Raw genomic sequence first — 20,346 nt, 5'->3', positions numbered from 1 at the left:
GGCCAGAGGTGATTTCCTTCGCTGACCTCGCAGGGTCATTTTACAAAGAAGTCGATCTCCTTGAGTTCAGCATCCAGCGCCGCGGTGACGCCGCGTCAGCTCGGGTTGGTGAGTGAACAGTCCAAACGGCGTAAAAGAGAAACACACCGATGTCCGACGAAGCCTACGATATTGTCATTGTTGGCGCGGGCGCAGCCGGCTGCGTCGTCGCGAGCTACCTCGCCGAACATACCGACGCGTCGATCGCCCTGATCGAAGCCGGCGACCTGGATAGCGATCCGCTCATCCACATTCCTGCCGGGTTCGCCAAAATACTAGCCCACGACCGGCATGTCTGGAAGTATGAGACGGTTCCGCAGCATGGCACCCGGCGTACCTATCGCTCAGGCAAAGTGCTCGGCGGCGGCTCCTCGATCAACGCAATGGCCTACGTCCGCGGTCAGCCGCGCGACTACGCCGCCTGGCAGGATGCGGTCGGCGACACGGGCCGATGGTCCTATGAAGACCTGCTGCCGGTCTTCATGGCGCAGGAAGACAACGACACCTTCCACGACGACTACCACGGTATCAAAGGTGGCCTGGCGGTTCAGTTGCCCAAAGGCGTCAACAAGCTGAACCAATACTGCCTCAAGGCCTTCCAGGAGTACGGCATCCCCTTCAACCCCGACTATAACGGCAAGAGCCAGATCGGCGTCTCGCCGGTCCAGTCGACCATTGGAAATCAGCGGCGGTGCAGTGCCGTCGACGCTTATCTGCGTCCGCACCTGGACTCGGGTCGTGTGACCCTTCTCACCGGGAAGGCAGTTGTTCGCATTCTAATCGAGAACAGGCGAGCGGTCGGCGTTGAGCTGAGCGACAACGGCCGCGAGACAATCAGGGCCGGCGAGGTCGTGCTGTCGGCCGGGGCCGTCCACAGCCCGACAATTCTCATGCACTCAGGCATTGGGCCGGCCGAGCAGTTGCGCCAGCATGGCATTGCCGTGATCGTCGATGCTCCGGAGGTGGGTGAAAATCTCCAGGACCACCCTATGGTACCGGTCCGGGCCTATGTGAAGGGCGATCTCGGCTACCAGGCGGCCGCGCATGGCCTCGGTACCGTGAAGGCAGGTCTGCGCTATTTTATCACCAAGGATGGCCCGGCGGCGGGCAACGGCATCGAGACGGTCTCCCACTGGAATCCGTTCGACTTCAGCGCCGAACCCACGATCCAATGCTATCACGCTCCGATCATCGCGAATCAGGACCTCAGCGCGACGGGGGACCGCTCCGGCCTCACTTTTGAGCTCGTGGTGCTTCAGCCGAAGAGCCGCGGCTGGGTCAGGCTCGCCGACAGCGATCCGATGTCGATGCCCCTCATCCACCCGAACTTCGTCGGCGAGGAAGAAGACCTGAGGGCTGCGGTACAATCGGTGCACGCGATCCGCAAGGTTATGGCCCAGGAGTCGCTGGCTCCGGCGATCGAGGAAGAGATCGATCCGGGGCCTAGCATCCAATCGGACGCCGAGATCGGCGAATGGGTGAAGCGTGCCGTGACGACGATGTGGCACCCGGTCGGCACGTGCCGGATGGGCCAGGATGAGCGAGCAGTTGTTGACGCGAGGCTCAGGGTGCGCGGGGTCGACGGCCTTCGGGTGATCGACGCCTCGATCATGCCGAACATCACCAGTGGCAACACGAATGCCCCCACTCAGGCGCTTGCGCGTCACGCCACCGCGATGCTGGTCCAGGATCTGAAGCTAACCCAGGAACCCCTGAAGCGAAGCGATGACAGCCGTTTCCCGTCCGTCGATCTCTCCGATTTGATTGTAACGTTCTAGGCCCTCAAGGAGACTGACGTGTGCGCAACTGACAGGTCCGAGTATTCGATCCCGGCGATCCGGCTTGATCGCAGCTCCTTTTGGCACCTAACACGATACGGCATCGGACCGGTTGGTTTGCTGTTCGCGTTCGCGCTCGCCGACTGCGACAAGGCCGCGCAAGCGCAATCGGCCGCGCCTCCGCCCTTGGTCACAGTGACGCAACCAGTCAAACGGACCGTCACCGACTGGAACGAGTTCACCGGTCGCTTCGAGGCGATTGAAGAGGTTGACGTCCGCCCTCGCGTCGGCGGCTTCGTCGACAGTGTAGAGTTCAAGGACGGTGCGATCGTCCGCTCCGGCGATCTGCTCTACGTCATCGATCCGCGCCCGTTCGAAGCGGCCGCACTAATAGCCGAGGGGCAGCTCGCTGACGCCCGTGCCAAGGGGGAGTTCGCCAAGCGCGATCTTGAGCGCGCTCTGAACCTCGTCCAGACTAACGCGGTCTCCGAACAAGCCGTCGATCAGCGCCGTGCGGCGCTACAGGCGGCGCGTGCCGCCGAGACTCAGGCCAAAGGCGCGCTGCAGGCGGCACAGCTCAATGTCGAGTTCTCCCATGTGGTGGCCCCGATCACCGGCCGCGTCAGTCGCCGCTTGGTAACCCCGGGCAATCTCGTCCAGGGCAGCGAAGGCGCCGCGACGCTACTGACCTCGATTGTATCGCTCGATCCGATCTACCTCTACTTCGACGTCGACGAGGTGACCTATCGGCGAAACAGTCGGTTGTGGGCGGAAGGGCTGCGGCCAAATGTGCACGGCACGACGAACCCGGTGCAGGTGATGCTGACTGGCGAGTTAAATCCTTCACACGAGGGGACGATGGACTTCCTCGACAATCGATTAGACGCCTCGACCGCGACGCTGCGCGGCCGTGCGATCGTCCCGAACAAAGATCTCTCGATCGTACCCGGTCAGTTCGGCCGAGTACGGGTCGCCGGCTCCTCACCCTACGAGGCGCTGCTAATCCCGGAGGCGGCTGTCGCCACCGACCAGTCGCGCAAGATCGTGTTCGTAGTCAAGGAGGACAACACGGTGGAGGCAAGGCCGGTTGTGCTCGGGCCGATTGATGAAGGGCTGCGCGTGATTCGCGAGGGCCTCAAGGCGGAGGATCACGTCATCGTTGACGGGCTGCAGCGGGCTCGTGTCGGTGCCAAGGTAACACCAAAAACGGTGGAGCTGCCAACTGGCGGCAAGGCAGCAAGGGCCAAGCCATGAATATCGGACGGATTTCCATCAACCAGCCCATCCTGGCGATGGTGCTGTCGATCGTGCTGTTGATCGTCGGCGCGATCGCCTACCCGTCACTGCCGGTTTCGGAATATCCGCAGGTGGTGCCGCCGACCGTTACCGTGACCACGCAGTATCCCGGCGCCTCGGCGCAGACCGTATCGGACACCGTTGCAGCCCCGATCGAGCAGGAGATTAATGGCGTCGAGGACATGCTGTATCTTTACAGCCAAGCGACCTCGAACGGGCAACTGACGATCACCGTCACCTTTAAGCTCGGCACAGATCTCGACAAGGCGCAAGTCCTGGTTCAGAACCGCGTCGCGATCGCGCAGCCGCGGCTGCCGCTGGAGGTTCAGCGCACCGGCGTTGTCACCCGGAAGAACTCGCCCGACATCCTGATGGTCGTCTTCATGCTGTCGCCCGATGACACATTCGACCAGCTCTATATCTCCAACTACACGCTGCTCCAGGTCCGCGACCAGTTGCTGCGGATCGACGGCGTTGGCGACGTCCAGATGTATGGCGCGCGCGATTACTCTATGCGGCTGTGGCTGGATCCCGACCGGCTTGCCAATGTTGGTCTGACCTCCACCGAAGTATTGGCCGCGATCCGGGCGCAGAACCAGCAAATCGCCGGCGGGCAGATTGCGGAACCGCCGATTTCCGATCGCGCCTTCCAGCCGAACCTCGTCTTCACCGGCCGCCTTAAGGATGTCGGGCAATTCGAGGACATCGTGGTGAAGGCTAGCCCCGACGGCCGAATCGTGCGGTTGCGCGACGTTGCCCGCGTCGAACTCGGTGCGCTATCCTATGCCACCAGCAGCTTCATACTCCGCAAGTCGGCCGTTGCAATGGTTGTCACGCAACGGCCCGGATCCAATGCGCTCGCCACGGCACATCATATCTCCGAGACGATGGCGAAGCTCAAGACAAGTTTTCCGAATGGGCTCGATTACAATATCGGCTACAACCCTAGCGAATTCATCGACCAATCGGTCCGTGAGCTGATCAAGACGGTCTACGAGGCAATGGCGCTCGTTGTCATCGTGGTGCTGGTGTTTTTGCAAGGGTGGCGCCCAGCGATCATCCCCATCATCGCAATCCCGGTTTCCCTGGTCGGAACCTTTGCGGTAATGGCCGCGCTCGGATTCTCGGTCAACAACCTGACGCTCTTCGGTCTGGTTCTCGCGGTCGGCATCGTGGTCGACGACGCCATTGTGGTTGTCGAGAACGTCGAACGGCATCTCGAGCACGGATTGAGCCGGCGCGAAGCGGCGCTTAAGACGATGGAAGAAGTCGGCGGCGCACTTGTCTCGATCGCACTGGTACTCTGCGCCGTGTTCGTGCCGACCGCCTTCCTCGGCGGCATCTCTGGACAGTTCTTCCGGCAGTTCGCCGTCACCATCGCGGTCGCAACCGCGATCTCGTGCTTCTGCTCGCTGACGCTGTCGCCGGCGCTGGCCTCGCTGATCCTTACTCCAAACCAGGGAAAACGTCCGTCGGCGCGCTGGAACATCATCGCGCGCGGCTGGGGGAGCTTCACCGCGCTGTTCAACCGCATCTTCGACCGCTTGGCGCAGGGATACGGGGCCACCGCCGGCTTCGTCGTCCGGCACACGATGGTGATGCTTTTGATCTACCTCGCGCTGATCGGCAGCGCCGGTTGGTTGCTGGTGAGTACCCCACAGGGCTTCATTCCGGCCCAGGATCGCGGTTACCTCATCATTTCGGTTCAACTGCCAGGCGCCGCATCGCTAGCACGGACCACTGCGGTGGTGCGTGACATCGAGCGAATCGCACTGGATACACCAGGTATTATCCGTGTCGGGGCCTTCGCCGGCTTCTCCGGCGCGACGCGCACGCAGGCGGGCAACGCAGCGGCATTGTTCCCCGTGTTCGACGAGCCGGAGGCACGATACAAGAAGGGCCTGTCGGCTAATGCGATCACAGCGGAACTGCGCAAACGGCTATCCGCGATCCAGGGCGCCTCCGTCAATGTCATTCCTCCGCCCGCAGTACCCGGGATCGGCACAGGGGGCGGCTTCAGCATCCGCATCCAGGATCGGCAAGGACGCGGCCCCGAGCTGCTGGCGGCTGCAACCGACGAACTGGTGGCGGCCGCGCGCAAGTCACCCGATCTCACGTCGGTGTTCTCGCCCTTCTCGGCGAACACGCCCCAGCTGTTCGTCGACATTGATCGCGTCAGGGCGGAGAAGCTCGGCGTTCGAATCGCCGACATCAATGACACAATCCAGACTTATTTCGGCTCAACCTATGTCAACGACTTCAACCTGTTCGGTCGCACCTATCACGTCACTGCGCAGGCCGACCTGCCATTTCGCGAAGAGACTACGGACCTCGAGCGGCTGCGTACCCGCAACGCCGCCGGCGAGATGGTGATGCTCGGCAGCGTTGTGGACTTCAAAGACATCTCGGGACCAGATCGCGTCGCGCGCTACAATCTCTACTGGGCGTCCGAGTTGCTGGGTGAGCCGGCACCGGGCGTTAGCTCGACCACGGCGCTTAACACCATCAAGCAGCTAGCCGACGAAACGTTACCGAGCGGATTCACCTTCGAATGGACCGATTTGTCCTATCAACAAGTGGCGGGTGGCAATGCCGGCCTTTACGTGTTCCCCATCTGCGTGCTGTTCGTCTATCTGGTTCTGGCCGCGCAATATGGCAGTTGGACACTGCCGTTCGCGGTGATCCTGATCGTGCCCATGTGCCTGTTCGCGGCCACCGTCGGTGTGCGGATCATGGGCCAAGACGTTAACGTTCTGACCCAAATCGGCTTCGTGGTGCTGGTGGGACTTGCGGCCAAGAATGCGATTCTGATCGTCGAGTTCGCGCGTGACATTGAGCTTCAGGGCAGGTCGCGGTTGGAGGCCATTATCGAGGCCTGCCGACTGCGCCTGCGCCCGATCCTGATGACCTCGTTTGCCTTCATCCTCGGTGTGCTGCCACTGGTGGTCTCGACCGGTTCCGGCTCCGAGATGCGCCAGGCGGTCGGCGTCGCCGTCTTCTTCGGCATGCTCGGCGTTACGTTGTTTGGCCTAATCTTCACGCCGATCTTCTACGTGGTGGTTCGCAATCTCGCGGAAGGCAAGAACGAGGGCGAGCCGCCTCGCACAACGGTGGCCGCGGCGGCGTAAGTGTCAGTGACGCGGATGTGCGATGATGCCGGATCACTATCTTCGATGGCCTCAGCGGCGCGGCATACTGGCTATGAACGGGGCACGGTCCCACCCGCGCCATCCACCGTTTCGCGGCTCCGACTGCGCCGCACTTCAGGATAACGGGCCCAAAGCGCAGAGCCCGAAGAGGCATTACTACTGGCCGGGCCGAAATAGACGTGCAAGCCTTGAGAGGTAATATAATTATGCGCCAAGCATTTCCGAATGGGAACTGTGGGGAGGCTATAAGATGAGGTCGGGAGTTTTCGCCGCGGCCGCTGCGTACAGCCTGTTACTCGCCGCGCCGGCGTTCGCGCAGGGTGTCAAGATTGGCGTCCTGAACGACCAGTCCGGCGTCTATGCGGAGTACGGGGGCAAATTCTCAGTCGAAGCCGCACAGATGGCTATCGAGGATTTCGGCGGCGAGGTGCTCGGCCAGAAGATCGAGCTGGTCACCGCCGACCACCAGAACAAGCCTGATCTCGCAGTCTCGATCGCGCGGCGCTGGTACGACGCCGACGACGTTGATATGATTACCGACCTAACTACGTCAACTGTCGCGCTGGCGGTGCAGGAACTCTCTAACGAGAAGAAGAAGATTGATATCGTGGTCGGCTCCGGGACCTCGCGCATCACCGGCGACGCCTGTACGCCCTACGGGTTCCACTGGGCCTACGACAACCACGCGCTGGCGGTCGGCATCGGCCGAGCACTGGTAAAGGCGGGCGGCGACACGTGGTTTTTTCTCACCGCCGACTATGCTTTTGGCCGCGCGCTGGAGAGGGACACCAGCGAGATCGTTACCCGTGCGGGCGGCACGACGATCGGCGCGGTCCGCGTGCCGCTGAACTCGACCGACTTCTCCTCATTCCTGCTGCAGGCGCAGAGCTCGAAGGCAAAAATCGTTGGTCTCGCCAATGCCGGCCGAGACACCACCAACGCCATCAAGCAGGCGGCTGAGTTCGGCATTTTCCGGCAGGGACAGAAACTCGCCGGCCTGCTGATGACAATCACCGAGGTGAATAGTCTGGGCCTCGACGCGGCGCAGGGGCTGATGCTCACCGAAGGATTCTACTGGGACCGTGACGACAAGAGCCGCGCTTTCTCCGAGCGCTTCTTCAAGCGCACCGGGCGGATGCCGAGCATGATCCACGCAGGCACCTATTCAGCGACGCTGAGCTACCTGAAGGCAGTGAAGGCTGCGGGCACTAAGGAGAGCCAAGCCGTCGCCAAGAAGCTCAAGGAAATGCCGGTTGACGACTCGTTCGCGCGGGGCAGGGTGCTGGCGAACGGCCGCATGGTCCACGACATGTATCTTTTCGAAGTCAAGAAGCCCTCGGAGTCGAAGAAGCCGTGGGACTATTACAAGCAACTCGCGGTGGTAGCGGGCGAACACGTGTTCCTCAGCGCCAAGGAAAGTGGTTGCCCGCTGACCCGGTGAAGGGGAGAGTCGTTCCGGGAGGTGGCGTCACTTTGTCCGAAGTTTGCTCAAGTTGGCTTGTGCTGCGGCTTGTCGGATCCGCGAGATTGAAAAGGGTTGCTCCTGTGAATTAGCGGCGGATCCGTTCGGGCGCCTTTGTCAGCCGGCGCATGGGCCTGATGACGGTGCGCTTGAGTTCACGCTTGCTGCGGATCGTCGGATTGTGGGCCGTGGCTTGCTTCGGGTTGGCGCGCAGATCCTCGTCTGGGTTCAACTCGGCTCTGGAGGGTGGCGAGTGGAAGACCTCAATCTCGCTGCAGGCCAGACGATGCGGGTCGCCAGCTGATCTGGACAGCGCGTTCGCATTAGCACATATGACAAACGCATTGAACTGCTCCTCGGAACTATTGATCCGGCTTGGGTGCAGTTGAAACACCGGTGGTCATGGATAGGATCGAATGGCCCAGCCAGCCCCCGGCGCAGTTCAAGATCACCCAAGCCGTCTCTATAAGTTCGAGCACGTTAGTGGCACTTGCGAAGATGTTGTAGCGTCCATTTGGCGGTCAGCTCAACAACCATCAGGTCAATCTTAAAGTCCTTTCTCGTACTCATCAATTCCGACGTAGGCGTTCAGCAAGTGAAGCCTTGCGGCTCCTAACCAGCGGGGCCGTTTGCTTTCTTCGACTGGGCCGCGCAGCAGCGGTTCCGCCATCAGACTGTGAACGCCATGTGGCGGTTGTGGCTTGAACAAGCCTCGCCTGACTCCCCGCCAGAACAGCGTCACATCGATTTGCGCCGACAGTGGATCGGTGCGGCGGCGGCAGTTCAGAGGATCGCGACTATGACCCATTGGGCATCCAGACGCTCTACACTGGAGGACTAGAGGCGTGCTCATTGCAGCCGAGGCCTATTTTACCAGAGGAGGGCCGATACGAGACCATGTTGGCCGACCGCCATCGTGCGCCGCTGCGGAGGCCAAGTAACAGGCAGGGCGGCGCGGATCTGAGCTTCGGGAGGCGGCCGCTGGCTTGGACGTGCCCTTGGTCGCAGGTAGCCCCGCGCGGCCTATGCTGCCCCAATCCGCCACTCACCGCCGCGATCTCCCGGCCCTTTTCATGCGGGAGACGGAGATCACGCCACACGAACTCATTGAACCTGCCCCACTCGACGCTGCTTGCACCCTGCTCGCGGGGAGCGACTGTCCGCTTCACGAGGTTTGGTATGACTTCGGCTTCGTGACAGGCATTGATTCAAGCAATCGGCTCGGCGGGACGCCGGCCCGGTATCCCGCCAGATCCCACCAGTCGAAGGCGGTCACGGAGAGAACGGGCATCGTCGATGCGCCACACGATGAAGTAGCATTGACGGGCGAGTCCGCGGCTCGGCATGGCCCGAAATGGCGCGTACCTGACCAGATTTGGCGGCCTTTGGGCCTGTGCACACGAACTCAATTGCTGTATCGGCTCCGGAACTGGGACGAGGAGGGATTGCTCGGAGCGAAAGCGCCCTCAGGTACAGTGTTCCCGAAGGAGGGAAGGTTCGAACGGGCAGGTGCTTGAGCAGTATCGAATTCGCGTTTCGCTGTGAGCACCAGGTTCGCGCGGGTCTCTGAGCAAGCGGTCAGAACCCTTGCGCAAAGCAAGCTGTCTCAAGTGCCGCTTGGAGTGCTGAGGAGATAAACGGTTGTATAGTTCGATCGCCGTTCATCTTATGGCGCCAACCATACGTAGCATGGATCGCCACGCCGCACTCACCCTAGTCTTATATCAGACGAAATCGCTCTGAGGAAGGCTGAAGGCCATGTTGATGAACTCACCGCGCGCCGCTTGTCGGACTAGGTCGGTGTCAATAAGCGCTCGATGCAAGCTTGTAAACTCGGTGATACTGCAACGTCTCTCACCTGCGGGTTCAAGGCGCGCGGCGCTCATGTTCAACGCGAGCATACCCTGTTTGACTTTGCTCCTAGGCAGCATCGTTCTTCTGTCATCCGCCATAGCTGACCGTGGTTATCGTCCGCCGGCTGGTTCTCGAGCTGCGATCGAGCTGGCCGCAGGTCGGCTCACGGATTCACGATCGAAGATCGCCAAAAGTCAGTTGGCCTCGAAGGAGGCCGCCGAGCAGGACCTGCCTTCTCTCCCACTCGGTCCTTCAGTGCCGTCATTCGGCGAAGCAGAGCCCATACCAGCTTGGAGCGACTTCTGCGGCCGCTACCCGACCGAATGCGCCGTCAATCTTTCCGAACCCGCCGTCCTCAAACTGAGCGCCGCTACTTGGGGCATGATCGGGACCATCAACGAGCGCGTCAACTACGAATTAAAACCCGTCACCGACGCGGAGCACTGGGGTGTGATGGACCATTGGGATCTGCCCGGCGACGGCTACGGCGATTGCGAGGACTACCAGCTCCTGAAGCGAAGGCTGCTGGCCGAGCTTGGGGTTCCGCGCCGAGCGATGCGCATAACGGTCGTCCTGGACGAAGCGGGAGAAGGCCACGCCGTTCTGATGACTCGCACGGACCGCGGGGACTACATTCTCGATAATAGAAGACAGGCCGTTCTCGCCTGGAGCGACACCGGTTACAAGTACCTCAAGCAAGAGGGATCACAAAGACCAGCTTGGGTCGCGCTTGACGAAGAACAACAGGCCGCATTGATGGCAAGCCAGTAAGCCCAGTTACCGGCGACTCGAGTTTCGGGCGCCGCTCAGACTACCCAAAGCGGAGACATCCACCCGCGGTGCAGGCGCGATCCGCATTGTCGTGCATTACGCTCGGCCGAACATCCACACTGGCGCTTCAGGGCCGCGCCCTAAGGGATCCTCGTCGCGGATACCTTGTGTGGTCGCCGCCGATCCCTTCTGAACGATCTCGTGAACATGGAGAAGGCCTCCTCCAGCCACGAGATGCCACTCGGGTACAGAACCTCGTGCCCCTTGGTCCTGTGAGCGTTCCGCGGTCGTGTTATACAATGAAATCGGCGGCATGGCGCCCTCGCGCGTTAGCCGCCGATCTCACTAATGAATCATGGTGACCCAGTCAGCCTGCCGCCGTGAACGAGTTCAACTTGACCCTTTGTCCCCCTTGGAAGGACCATGGTTGTTACAGGTATACCCGATGAAGCACGTTTGACTGTCCCTTGTCGGAATGAAAGCAGGCGCGATGCCTTGGGCATTTCGGCAAAAATCTGAGGTTGTGACATACAGGTTGTAATTGTGCGGTCCAGTACGTAGTACCACAGACCCAGCATTTGCAACCAAGCTCGCTACATTTTTGCAGGGCATGCTTGGAGATGCAGGCCCCTCCTGAGCAGCACTTGCTGTCGCGAGCACGAAGAGCAAGGGAATCTGCAGAACCGTTATAGTCTTCATCAGAGATACTCCATATCCAGATCATGCGTTGTGTATAAATAGCTCCACGGCTATGCACCGAGGCTTGGCCTCGTTGGTCGCTGGTGCCACGTTCTGCGTCGAACCAGGCGTCCATCGTCTCCCAGAGAATTCGGGCTGACAGGTCCAAATCTCCGGCTATGTAGGTTCATTGAGTGACGTTGATCATCGACGCCAGGCTCTAAGGTGGCTCCATTGCTGAGAGCTGCCGTGGCGGACATATGTCAGGCAGGATGTCGCACTGCGGTCCCTTGGTTATTGTCGATAACGTACCGCCAGAACCCATCCGCGCCACGGCGCGCGATATCGCATGCCGAGCCTCCGAGATGCACGTCCTCGCCGTCGGGACCCTTGCCGTCAATTGACCAGTCCACGACGATCTGGGCGGTATCGCCGGCAACGAAAACATGGCGCACATTGGTCAGCAGCGGCAGGCCGAGCTTGATGTCGCGGTCGATTATGGTAGCGATCTGAGCGTGATCAGTGATGGTTTGCCCGTCGTTCGCGATGAACACAGCATCCTGAGCGTACATGGCCATCTGCGCGCTGACGTCACCCGAGTTAAATCGCTTAACTAGCGACGGGATAATGTCTTCGGGTCTAGTAGGAAGGGGAAAAGTCTCGGTCATCGGTGGTCTCCTGTTCGTCTGGTTTGAAACGGGTGCACCGCGCGTTACCCAATGAAATCCGCGACAGTGGTCGTTATTGATCGCAGCGCGGGACAGAACTTCCCAATAGCCGGTGCATATAAATTTCATAGCGGCGGAGAATAGCGCTACGACAGTACTCACCGCAGTTCGAAAATCGACGACGCTTACCCCAAGCCGAACCGCTTCGTCGCCCGCGACGGCGGCGAAATTGGGATTTCATGCAGTGCCGCCTCAAAAACTCGTACTCTAAGGATCGTACTGGTCGAATAAAGAGGTATTCGCCTAACGCGGCGCATATGCGAGGAACTCCGATTACGGAATGCCTGGGCCGAGTTCACCGACGCCTGGGCCGTCGGCCTGCCGATCATAGACCGTATGTACAAGGAATGCGCACCAGGCGAGGCGCCCGCGCGGATGGGCACCTGGAGGCGGAGAACTGTACCGCGCTCGAGTTCGCGGTCGGCAAGTACAATCGAGATGTTCAGCAAGATCTCAAGAATCTCACCGATCACTTCCTGGAGGAATGGTATTGATGGACCCTGCGCCTGCTTGGCGCGGCACCCTTTCAGAATGGGCAGGGTTATCGTGGCGAGCGCGCTCGCGGTAGGGCCAACGAGGAAGCGCTGGGCGATCAGGACCGACCGGAGAGCACGGCGGCTCAATCGGGGCTGCGGCTACCGCCATTCTTTGAAAAGGTAGCCCGGTAGTCGGAGTTCGCCACGGGCAAAGTGCACGGCGGGTGCCGCCTTAAGATTAGACTATCCGAGTAAGCGAGCGGACGCGCGGGGAGAAGCCGATGCCCCACATGGTCGCAATCCACGAAGCGACAGAATCGACGCGGACAGTGCAAAGGACCTCACAGCCTCTTCGACACTGGAGCGGCTCGCTACAGATTGCCGGCATCACTCGGCCAGGAATGGAATCGATAACGCCGCGCCACTTCCGTAGCAGCGAAACCGCTGCCAGTCTCGCGCAGGCCTCCTGAAAAGGCGGTTCCGTCAAGCCGGCGCGTTGCCCTTGCGCGCAATCAGTCTGAAATCCTGAATGTGAGCGCGATGATCCGCTTCTATTTCCACCTGACACCTAATCCAGCGAAGGACGCCCCGTTCTTGGCGCACTTGCGCTTTATCCATCCCGCGACGCGTGAGCGCAAAGTTGCTCTCATCGAGGAGGCGCGTGCGGCCCGCCGAGCAGAGCAGCGGAGGATGGAGCACCAAGAGCCTGAGGGATCAAAAGAGCCTGACTAGATCGATGCCCTTGACATTTTTGATACTGTATCTACACCGAGCAGTTGATAGCAACTGCGGCACGATGGAATTCTGGTTCAGCGAACGGCGCAATCGTAGTCGCGAAGCAGTTCCCGAATAGCGTTCTCAGTCGATATGGCTGTCCCGAGAGGAACGTCATCGACGGCAGCCAGGCCAATCGTAAAGCGATCCTGTTTTGCGATAGGAGGGACCGACTGCAAAACTATTCAGGTCGCCAGCTGAAGCGGATCGGGATACGGCAGAGCCAATATCGCAATAACCGCACTGAGCAGAATCATCGCGCAATCAAACGGTGCTCAGGCCGACGCTCGGTTTCCAATCCGTTGCCATCGCCCGAGTGATCCTGGGTGGCATTGAGTTGATCCACACGATGCGTAAACAACAAGCGAAGTATGCCCGTAGTCCGCAGCCATCCCTCACAACGCCCTCGGAGCAGTGGCACCGAGTTCCGCTGTACGAAGGAGAGTGCCACAGCAACCGCCCGATCACTCACCGGAACAGCCTGCCGCCCGAAGAGAAGGCGATCCAAGATCCGCCACCCAGCCGAGGGATGTCCCTTGCGGGACGTGGATGAGGTGAGTTCGCGTGAGCCCCTGTCTCGGTCGTGTCTTGCGCGATTAGGACGCGTAACAGGTTGGACCGCCTCATTTTTTAGATCCCAAGCTGGGGAGCCGCAGAGCTGATCCCGAAGAGAAGCAAGGACCTATGAATGACGTCAAACATCGGGAATGTGGAAGGCCTGAAAGTGCTTGGTCTCAACCCGCCGAATAGAGATAGCCCTGACACCTTGGTTCCACAGCTATAAACCTATGTATGATACTCTAAATTACGTGCTGATCGTATTGTGGATGCTTATAGTTGAATTGAGCCAGACAACTCGTAGCCTCCGCGACGGAAGGGCAGTCCACTTGCCAGATGGTTCAGTCATTTCGATCATCGAAGATGATGAGTCCGTTCGCCTTGCGCTTAAGAGCCTCCTCAACTCAATCGGATTGGCTACTCACCTATTTGGATCCGCGGAAGAGTTCTTGCAGTCTCCATACGTAAGCGAGACATCTTGTCTGATCCTAGATGTGCAGATGCCGGGTATGGGGGGGGTCGAGTTACAGCGGGTTCTGATTTCCGAAGGTCTAAGTATGCCAATCATTTTTATCACGGCTTTCCCGGAAGAAAGGATTCGGACCCGGGTGCTGGAGGCTGGAGCGATTTGCTTCCTGAGCAAACCGTTCGATGAACAGGTCTTACTTGATTGTCTCGCTTCTGCTTTGAAGAGGAATAAGGACGCGGACCCCGCACGGTAGCTTTTGGCCGACGCTCGGCCCAGCTAACCCGGCGTGCGGAGTTAGGCTGTGATGGATTTTATGAAGGCACGCGATGAGAGACCACTGCGTCGACACTGCGCAGTGGTTTTGTGTGGCTGATGAGCGTGTGCGGCCACGAATTGTCAGGTGCCGCGCGTCCCATACCGCGATCCAATTGGCATGGCAGGCTCGGTCCGCTGGCTTAGCGCAGTTTCAATGCGCCGTCGGGTCTGGACCAGCTAATGGATTGTATCAGACGGTTGCTACCCATGCGCGTTACTCCGCTGCGCGATGCTGAATGCGTGAGGTCAATCGGATATCTGGTGCTTTGACGGACGCCTCGCCTACGCCCATTCCGGGGTAAGGTAGCCCCCGGGAGATCGACCCGTTGGAGATGACCCGCTCTGCTCAGCGGGAGGAGGAGGCGATGCCATCCCGATCAAGAGGCAGTGCTCACCACACCAACGGCGGCCCATGCGTTGCCATAGGGCGGCGGGTGTCCCGAGCTAGGGACCTGAAGAGTCCTTTGATGAGACAGCCGAGGCCGCAGCCTGCGCGGCGACGGCAAGCTGGGACAAGACGCTTCCGGCAACACGCGATGCCTCCTCGCCAAGAGCCGCTGCCAATCGGATCCGGGCGCGCTCCCAGGCGGCCATGGCCTCGTTCATCAGCCGGACGCCCGCATCGGTCAGCACCAGGCGTTTGCCGGCCCGGCCCCGCCCCGTGGTTGCGCACCAGACCCCGCCGCTCGAGGCTCGTGACGCTGCGGCTGAGAGTGGTGGCGTCGACCCCGGCACGTGCCGCCAGCTCAGCAAGCGTTGGCTCGCGGCTGCCGCCGATCCCCACCAGAAGGCTGAACTGCTCTGCGGTGATCCCCCGAGGGCCGAAAGCAGGCATTGTAGTAACGCGTGAGCGCCCGCGCGGTCACCCGGGCCTTGAAGGCCGGGCGCTCGGTTTCGACGCGTTGATAGAGATCGGAAGTCTCTGTCATGTGCAGGTCTCGACAAGTCCTAACCCATATAATACTGCATATACAGTATTATATGGGAACCCCACCATGCCAGCCTATGTCCACGTCAATCTGCGTATTAAAGATCCGGCCCGGCAGGCCGCCCTGGCACCGCGCTTTCAGGCGGCACTCCAGGCTGCGGGGGGCCGGATCCTCCACTTCGGCCCGGTGGCCCAGATGCTGGAAGGGGACGTGGCGCCCTTGCCCTTGGCTGGCATCTTCGAATTCGCGACCCTGGCCGACGCGCTGGCGTTTTACCAGTCAGAGGAGTACGCGCCGATCAAAGCTGAGCGCGGCGCGGCGCAGGAAGCATGCATGTTTGTCGTCGACGCGGGCTGAGGAGAGCCAAATACGCATCCTGCAGTCTCGCACGCGACCAAGGCCATGGAATCGTGATATGGCCCCTTACGTCGGCATCAAACCAAGGCTGCGGCCAGCCTCTTAGCTTTGCGACGGCTCTCCGGACCGGCGTACGCAAAGGCAAGCCCCTGGACAGCCGGGAGTTCAGGCGCAAAGGCAAGATCTGCCGCATCGACTGGGGCTACTCTGGTGGCGAGAATCGTGCCCAGCAAGGTGAAGCATAGGTGGCACCGCAGGCCTAGCAGGTTGAGGGACGAGAGTAACCTAGCCCAAGCTGGCAACGCCTGGAAAACCGCGGTAGCGATGGGCCCGGGCGGAGGGGCAGACCAGCACCGGTAGGCCGTCGTTTAGCGCCACGGCGAGATCCTGCCGCGCCATCGCGGCCAGGTCGCGCCACAACTGGAACTTGAACACCATAAGGCTGGCGGCCTGACTCGCGAAGACGGTTCGATGAACTGTAAGCCAGCTGGGGACGAGGCGGCCGAGATGGTCGGCTCGTGCTTACATGTGCTTCACGTTTTCTCTCTCAGCTCAAGCTCACTAGGTATTAGAACTCCATACTTGTAACGTTCCACCGTGAACGGCCACTCGGATCGGCTTTAGCAATTGTTGCCTGAAGTGCTATTTTGGCTTGGCACCTCCGGTCACCAGAGAGTATGCTATGATACATCGTTCAAATTCGCCACCTAGGACACCGGCCGAAGAGCCGACAATCTTTGTGGTCGACGACGACGAATCTGTACGACAAGCGCTTAACAGCCTATTTCGATCAGTTGGGTATAACGTCGAAATTTTCGGTTCGGCCGCAGAGCTACTAGAAGGTCATTTTCCTGACGTGGCAAGTTGCTTAGTGCTCGACGTCAGATTGCCTGGGCTAAGCGGATTGGACTTTCAGGCGGCGTTGACGAAAGCTGGGACCCATATTCCAGTTATCTTTATGACCGGCCACGGCGACATCCCAATGTCGGTGAAAGCGATGAAGGCTGGGGCCGTCGATTTTTTAGCAAAGCCGTTTCGTGATCAAGACATGCTAGATGCGGTGGCTACAGCGTTAGATCGTGACCGCGAGCGGCGACAAACCGAGAAGCAATTAGTAAACCTGCGGGCCCGATTTGAAACCCTGACCCAGCGAGAGCGGGAAGTGATGAGACTTGTCACTGCCGGCTTAATGAACAAACAAGCCGCAGGAGAACTGAAGCTCAGCGAAATTACAATCAAGATCCATCGCGGTCACGTCATGCGCAAAATGGGCGCGCGGTCTCTAGCCGATCTGGTTAGAATGGCAGAGACACTTGGTATCAGCTCATCTTCAAAATAGCACTCCGAAGCAGCAGGTGGACCGTCCGCACGCACACTGACGCACTGAACATGAACTATATGTGCTGCGTCTAGCCGGCCTCTATCAAGCTCGTAGCACTCGGGGCAGGCTCTTCTGCAATGTGCGAGCGCACGTAGTCAGCAGCATCGGCGCCCAGCTGCGTCGCCGCACTCAAGAAGACCGCAAGTGAGCAGCTCCTTACCAATGTACTATGACGATGCTTCGCCTATCGACCTAACTCAAAGTCCCACTTCAGCTACAAGTATCTGAAACCAAAGTATAGGCGTCCCAAGCCCAATCGGTGAACGCTTCCTCCCCCCAAGATAATCGAATTCGCGGATTCAACTGTGCTACCTTCAGCCTGTTGTTTACTGGAGCCCCGCCGGCAACGAGCAAGCGAATGTCGGTCTCGGAGAAAATCATGGGCAGAATTACACCCCAAAGGATCCTCGTTGCCGACACCAATCCGATTTTTCGGGGAGCGCTTGCAGAATGGCTGGGTGCTCAAGGCCACGAAGTCATCACAGCGGAAACAGGAGAGAAAGCCTTTCTGATCCTGCGGGACTGGAAGCACCCCATCGACTGGCTCTACGCGCGCGCTTCGCTCCCCCTGTTAATCGACGGCTGGATTTTAGCGGATGAGTATCATGACACCCACCGCGACAGGGCGGTGATTCTATCGTCAGACGAGGATCGGGTGTCGTCACGAGGCAACCTTATCCTCAAGCAACCGACTCCGTCCCGTGTGTATGAAACAGTCTGCCGAGCAATCGATCCATCAGGTGGCATGGACTGCGTTGCGCCCCAGCCAGCAACCGCACAGCGGGCAGCCTGAACCCACATTCCTGAACCCGCCAGCGCGTCCTTCATCGATCGCAATCACACCGAGGTAGTCTACGAGAGGTACTGCAGTTGAAACCTTTCCTTCTCTTCTTCGGCCCGAGAGCTGCCAAGTGCTCGGCGCCCGTGCCACCACTCAGCTCTATTCCTGAAACAGCAAACTTGGAGTTGCAAGCACGGTCGAACAGATTGCACAGGAACTCGCTCCCGGTGGCACGGGCGCGCCTGTCAGCGGGTGGCGGCGCTAAGGGTCCGCGCCTGTATGACCGGGCCCATCTCAAGCTAGCCGATCTCAGGGCCGAGGAATACAACGACGAAGTCACCGGCCCGTGGACACGATGGCTAATGATCCGGCGCAGCATCGCTGTCGGGGCCTGGGGTTCTTCTCGACATGGTGTGCGGCCGAGACATCGGCCGAGCCCCTGATGCAGGTGGAGGGCAGCGCCGGGCCATCGAGGATGCGGTTGAGACGGCGAAGACAGAGTTGGGGCTGACGCACAATGAGAAACACTCGTGGCGCGGCTGGCACCGGCACGTTTCGCCGGTGATGCTGACCTTTGCCATGATCGCGGTGATGCGCAAGCGCGCTAACACTCTCACGTCACCCCAAAAAAGCGGCGGAACGCGGCCGCAGCGCTGGTACGCTGGTCTGTTCAGGAAGTCCGCCTCACGTCGTCGATAGCCGCAGGGGCGGGGGCTCACACGATATTGCCGCCCCGTAGATCTCTTTGCTCAAGTGTTCGGGGAGCAGCGCCGGCTCCGCCTCGGAATCGGCACTCTCCATCCGCTAACGCTCTCCTTCGACGTAAGAAGCAGATATTTGTACCGCATGTTGAACCTTCTTTTTGCGGGCCGTGTCGATGGCATCGACTCCATAACCAAAGGTCATTTGCCCATCGGGTTTCGGCAGGACATTTTCGCTCGTGTGCAAAGAGTTTCGGAAGATAACCACCGAGGGCACGGATGCAAGTGAACGATGAAGGCGATCGTTGGGATGGGCCACGCAACGGGAGAAAATGGCCAACGCTTTCCGGCTCGGGGGCTGCGTCGTATCAGACCCGCCGGCAACAACCTGCGACGCTACCCGTGGTCCCGGCGTGAGATTTTGAACGCGCTCCGTCGTCGCAGCATTTTGCGCGGAGAGAGCGAAAGCACGCTTGTACCTCAACCTATCCCCTCACCTATAGGAATCATTGTGACCAACGGAAGCACTATGACTAACGCCGTCATCGAAAGTATCCTGAGCCGCAGCGCGGCCAAGTACTATGACCCTACCGCTAGCCTGACCGACGACCAAATCCGCGAGCTGGTGCGCATCGGCACGACCGCACCGACATCTTTCCACTTGCAGAACTGGCGCTTCATCGCCGTACGCTCGGCTGAAGCCAAGGCCCGGTTGCGTCCAATCGCTTGGGATCAGCCCGCGATCACCGAAGCGGCCGTCACCTTCATCGTCTGCGGTCAGCTGGCCGATTCTAGCGTCGTACCGGCGCGCTTGGCGCCGTTGGTGGAAGCGGGCATTATGCCGGCGAAGCTGATACCCGATTGGGAACTACCCGCACGCAGTCTGTATCAGGACTACCCGCAGCGCCAGCGCGACGAGGCGGTACGCTCCGCGACCTTCGGAGCGGCGGCGATGATCTATGCGGCCCGTTCGTTAGGGCTGGGTTCGACGCCAATGATCGGGTTCGACGCCGAGGCGGTGCACCGCGAGTTTGCACTGGCCGAGGACGAGGTGCCGGTCATGCTGTTGTCCATAGGGGTAGAGCGTCCGGGGAACTGGCCGCAGAAGCCACGCCGTCCGGTCGCCGAGGTGCTGACTCTCGTATGATTATTCGGAAGACCAGTGAATTGCGGAGACTACGATGCCAAGAACTGTAGTGTTAAGGCCGGAACAGGTGCCGGCCGATTCGAAGCCGACGCTTGATGGTTTTACTAAGAACATCGGATTCACCCCCAATATGATGGCGGCTTTCGCGCAGAGCCCGATCGCGTTCAACGCGTGGGCCTCCCTGCTCGGCTCGCTGAGCAAAGTCCTAGACGTGAAGACGCGCGACAGTATCGGACTGGCTGTCTCCGAAGTGAATGGCTGCGATTATTGCCTTACGGTTCACAGCTTTACGGCCGAGCATATGGCCAAGCTTACGGCCGACGACATCATTCTCGCTCGGAAGGGCCATGCCAGCGATCCAAAGCGGGACGCCGCCGTCCAGTTTGCACGCAAAGTCACCGAGACCAGCGGCCATGTTAGTGACGCGGATCTGAAAGCCATCCGTGATGCGGGCTACACGGATGCCAACGTCATGGAGATCGTCGCACTGGTGGCCATGTACTCTCTGACAAACTTCTTCAATAACGTGTTTGATCCTGAGAAGGACTTTCCTGCTGTTGCGCCGGCTGGCTCGATCTGAACGCTATAGCACCGCATCGACCATCGCAGACGGTCTTTGGGGATTTCATGTGACGCGAGGGTAACGCCAAAGCCCAGACGCACCCGGAAAAGATTTGTGGGAACGCATCGGGGCTTTTTGTAT

15 protein-coding genes and 1 pseudogene are annotated in these 20,346 nt (G+C 60.0%); 13 read left to right on the top strand and 3 right to left on the bottom strand.

Going from position 1 to position 20,346, the window contains the following annotated elements; all coding sequences use genetic code 11:
* The first annotated feature begins 149 nt into the window (after positions 1 to 149).
* From NF876_RS14405 to NF876_RS14390, 4 genes are all read left to right on the top strand, one after another.
* Positions 150 to 1,817, top strand: coding sequence for a GMC family oxidoreductase (locus NF876_RS14405; RefSeq protein WP_262269477.1), 1,668 nt, complete (start codon positions 150 to 152; stop codon positions 1,815 to 1,817).
* 57 nt (positions 1,818 to 1,874) lie between these two features.
* Positions 1,875 to 3,071 (top strand): efflux RND transporter periplasmic adaptor subunit, encoded by a 1,197-nt coding sequence (locus tag NF876_RS14400; RefSeq protein ID WP_373696664.1) that lies wholly within the window; start codon positions 1,875 to 1,877, stop codon positions 3,069 to 3,071.
* Positions 3,068 to 6,241 carry an efflux RND transporter permease subunit gene (locus tag NF876_RS14395; RefSeq protein ID WP_262269476.1) on the top strand — a complete coding sequence of 1,058 codons (3,174 nt, stop codon included), beginning with the start codon at positions 3,068 to 3,070 and terminating at the stop codon, positions 6,239 to 6,241. Before NF876_RS14400 ends, NF876_RS14395 begins: the two co-directional genes overlap by 4 nt.
* Before the next feature lie 271 nt (positions 6,242 to 6,512).
* Positions 6,513 to 7,703, top strand: a complete 1,191-nt coding sequence (locus NF876_RS14390) for an ABC transporter substrate-binding protein (RefSeq protein ID WP_262269475.1) — start codon at positions 6,513 to 6,515, stop codon at positions 7,701 to 7,703.
* 109 nt (positions 7,704 to 7,812) lie between these two features.
* Here NF876_RS14390 and NF876_RS14385 read toward each other — a convergent pair whose 3' ends face one another.
* The gene (locus NF876_RS14385; protein ID WP_262269474.1) at positions 7,813 to 7,956 is read right to left on the bottom strand and encodes a hypothetical protein; all 144 of its coding nucleotides are present in this window, start codon (positions 7,954 to 7,956) and stop codon (positions 7,813 to 7,815) included.
* A gap of 1,652 nt (positions 7,957 to 9,608) precedes the next feature.
* On the opposite strand from NF876_RS14385, the gene NF876_RS14380 reads away from it, so the two are divergent.
* Entirely contained in the window at positions 9,609 to 10,349 is a 741-nt protein-coding gene (locus tag NF876_RS14380; RefSeq protein WP_262269473.1) for a transglutaminase-like cysteine peptidase, read from the top strand.
* Positions 10,350 to 11,290: 941 nt separating this feature from the next.
* Here the strand turns inward: NF876_RS14380 and NF876_RS14375 are convergent.
* Positions 11,291 to 11,695, bottom strand: a complete 405-nt coding sequence (locus NF876_RS14375; protein WP_262269472.1) for a YybH family protein — start codon at positions 11,693 to 11,695, stop codon at positions 11,291 to 11,293.
* Between the two features lie 407 nt (positions 11,696 to 12,102).
* On the opposite strand from NF876_RS14375, the gene NF876_RS14370 reads away from it, so the two are divergent.
* The 3 genes and pseudogenes from NF876_RS14370 to NF876_RS14360 all read left to right on the top strand — a co-directional run bounded on the left by NF876_RS14370 (position 12,103) and on the right by NF876_RS14360 (position 14,285).
* Positions 12,103 to 12,249 carry a hypothetical protein gene (locus tag NF876_RS14370; RefSeq protein WP_262269471.1) on the top strand — a complete coding sequence of 49 codons (147 nt, stop codon included), beginning with the start codon at positions 12,103 to 12,105 and terminating at the stop codon, positions 12,247 to 12,249.
* 742 nt (positions 12,250 to 12,991) lie between these two features.
* Positions 12,992 to 13,420: pseudogene (locus tag NF876_RS14365) on the top strand (DDE-type integrase/transposase/recombinase); the annotation flags it as partial.
* Positions 13,421 to 13,793: 373 nt separating this feature from the next.
* A complete protein-coding gene (locus NF876_RS14360) occupies positions 13,794 to 14,285 on the top strand; it encodes a response regulator transcription factor (RefSeq protein WP_315975040.1) in 492 nt (163 codons plus the stop codon).
* Positions 14,286 to 14,738: 453 nt separating this feature from the next.
* Here the strand turns inward: NF876_RS14360 and NF876_RS14355 are convergent, their stop codons facing one another.
* Complete coding sequence (locus tag NF876_RS14355) at positions 14,739 to 15,182, bottom strand: MarR family winged helix-turn-helix transcriptional regulator (RefSeq protein ID WP_262269470.1); 444 nt, start codon at positions 15,180 to 15,182, stop codon at positions 14,739 to 14,741.
* Between the two features lie 160 nt (positions 15,183 to 15,342).
* Between NF876_RS14355 and NF876_RS14350 the strand changes: the two genes are divergently transcribed.
* The 5 genes from NF876_RS14350 to NF876_RS14325 all read left to right on the top strand — a co-directional run bounded on the left by NF876_RS14350 (position 15,343) and on the right by NF876_RS14325 (position 20,223).
* The gene (locus NF876_RS14350; RefSeq protein ID WP_262269469.1) at positions 15,343 to 15,633 is read left to right on the top strand and encodes a DUF1330 domain-containing protein; all 291 of its coding nucleotides are present in this window, start codon (positions 15,343 to 15,345) and stop codon (positions 15,631 to 15,633) included.
* Between the two features lie 682 nt (positions 15,634 to 16,315).
* Entirely contained in the window at positions 16,316 to 16,972 is a 657-nt protein-coding gene (locus NF876_RS14345) for a response regulator transcription factor (protein WP_262269468.1), read from the top strand.
* A 400-nt stretch (positions 16,973 to 17,372) separates the two neighbouring features.
* Positions 17,373 to 17,807, top strand: coding sequence for a response regulator transcription factor (locus NF876_RS14340; protein WP_262269467.1), 435 nt, complete (start codon positions 17,373 to 17,375; stop codon positions 17,805 to 17,807).
* A gap of 1,218 nt (positions 17,808 to 19,025) precedes the next feature.
* A complete protein-coding gene (locus NF876_RS14330; protein WP_262269466.1) occupies positions 19,026 to 19,643 on the top strand; it encodes a nitroreductase family protein in 618 nt (205 codons plus the stop codon).
* 34 nt (positions 19,644 to 19,677) lie between these two features.
* Positions 19,678 to 20,223, top strand: coding sequence for a carboxymuconolactone decarboxylase family protein (locus tag NF876_RS14325; protein WP_262269465.1), 546 nt, complete (start codon positions 19,678 to 19,680; stop codon positions 20,221 to 20,223).
* Positions 20,224 to 20,346: the final 123 nt, after the last annotated feature.

It is taken from the genome of Microvirga yunnanensis, from assembly GCF_025460875.1.
Note: the sequence above shows the minus strand (reverse complement) of the source record. Positions and strands in the feature narration are given on the sequence as shown.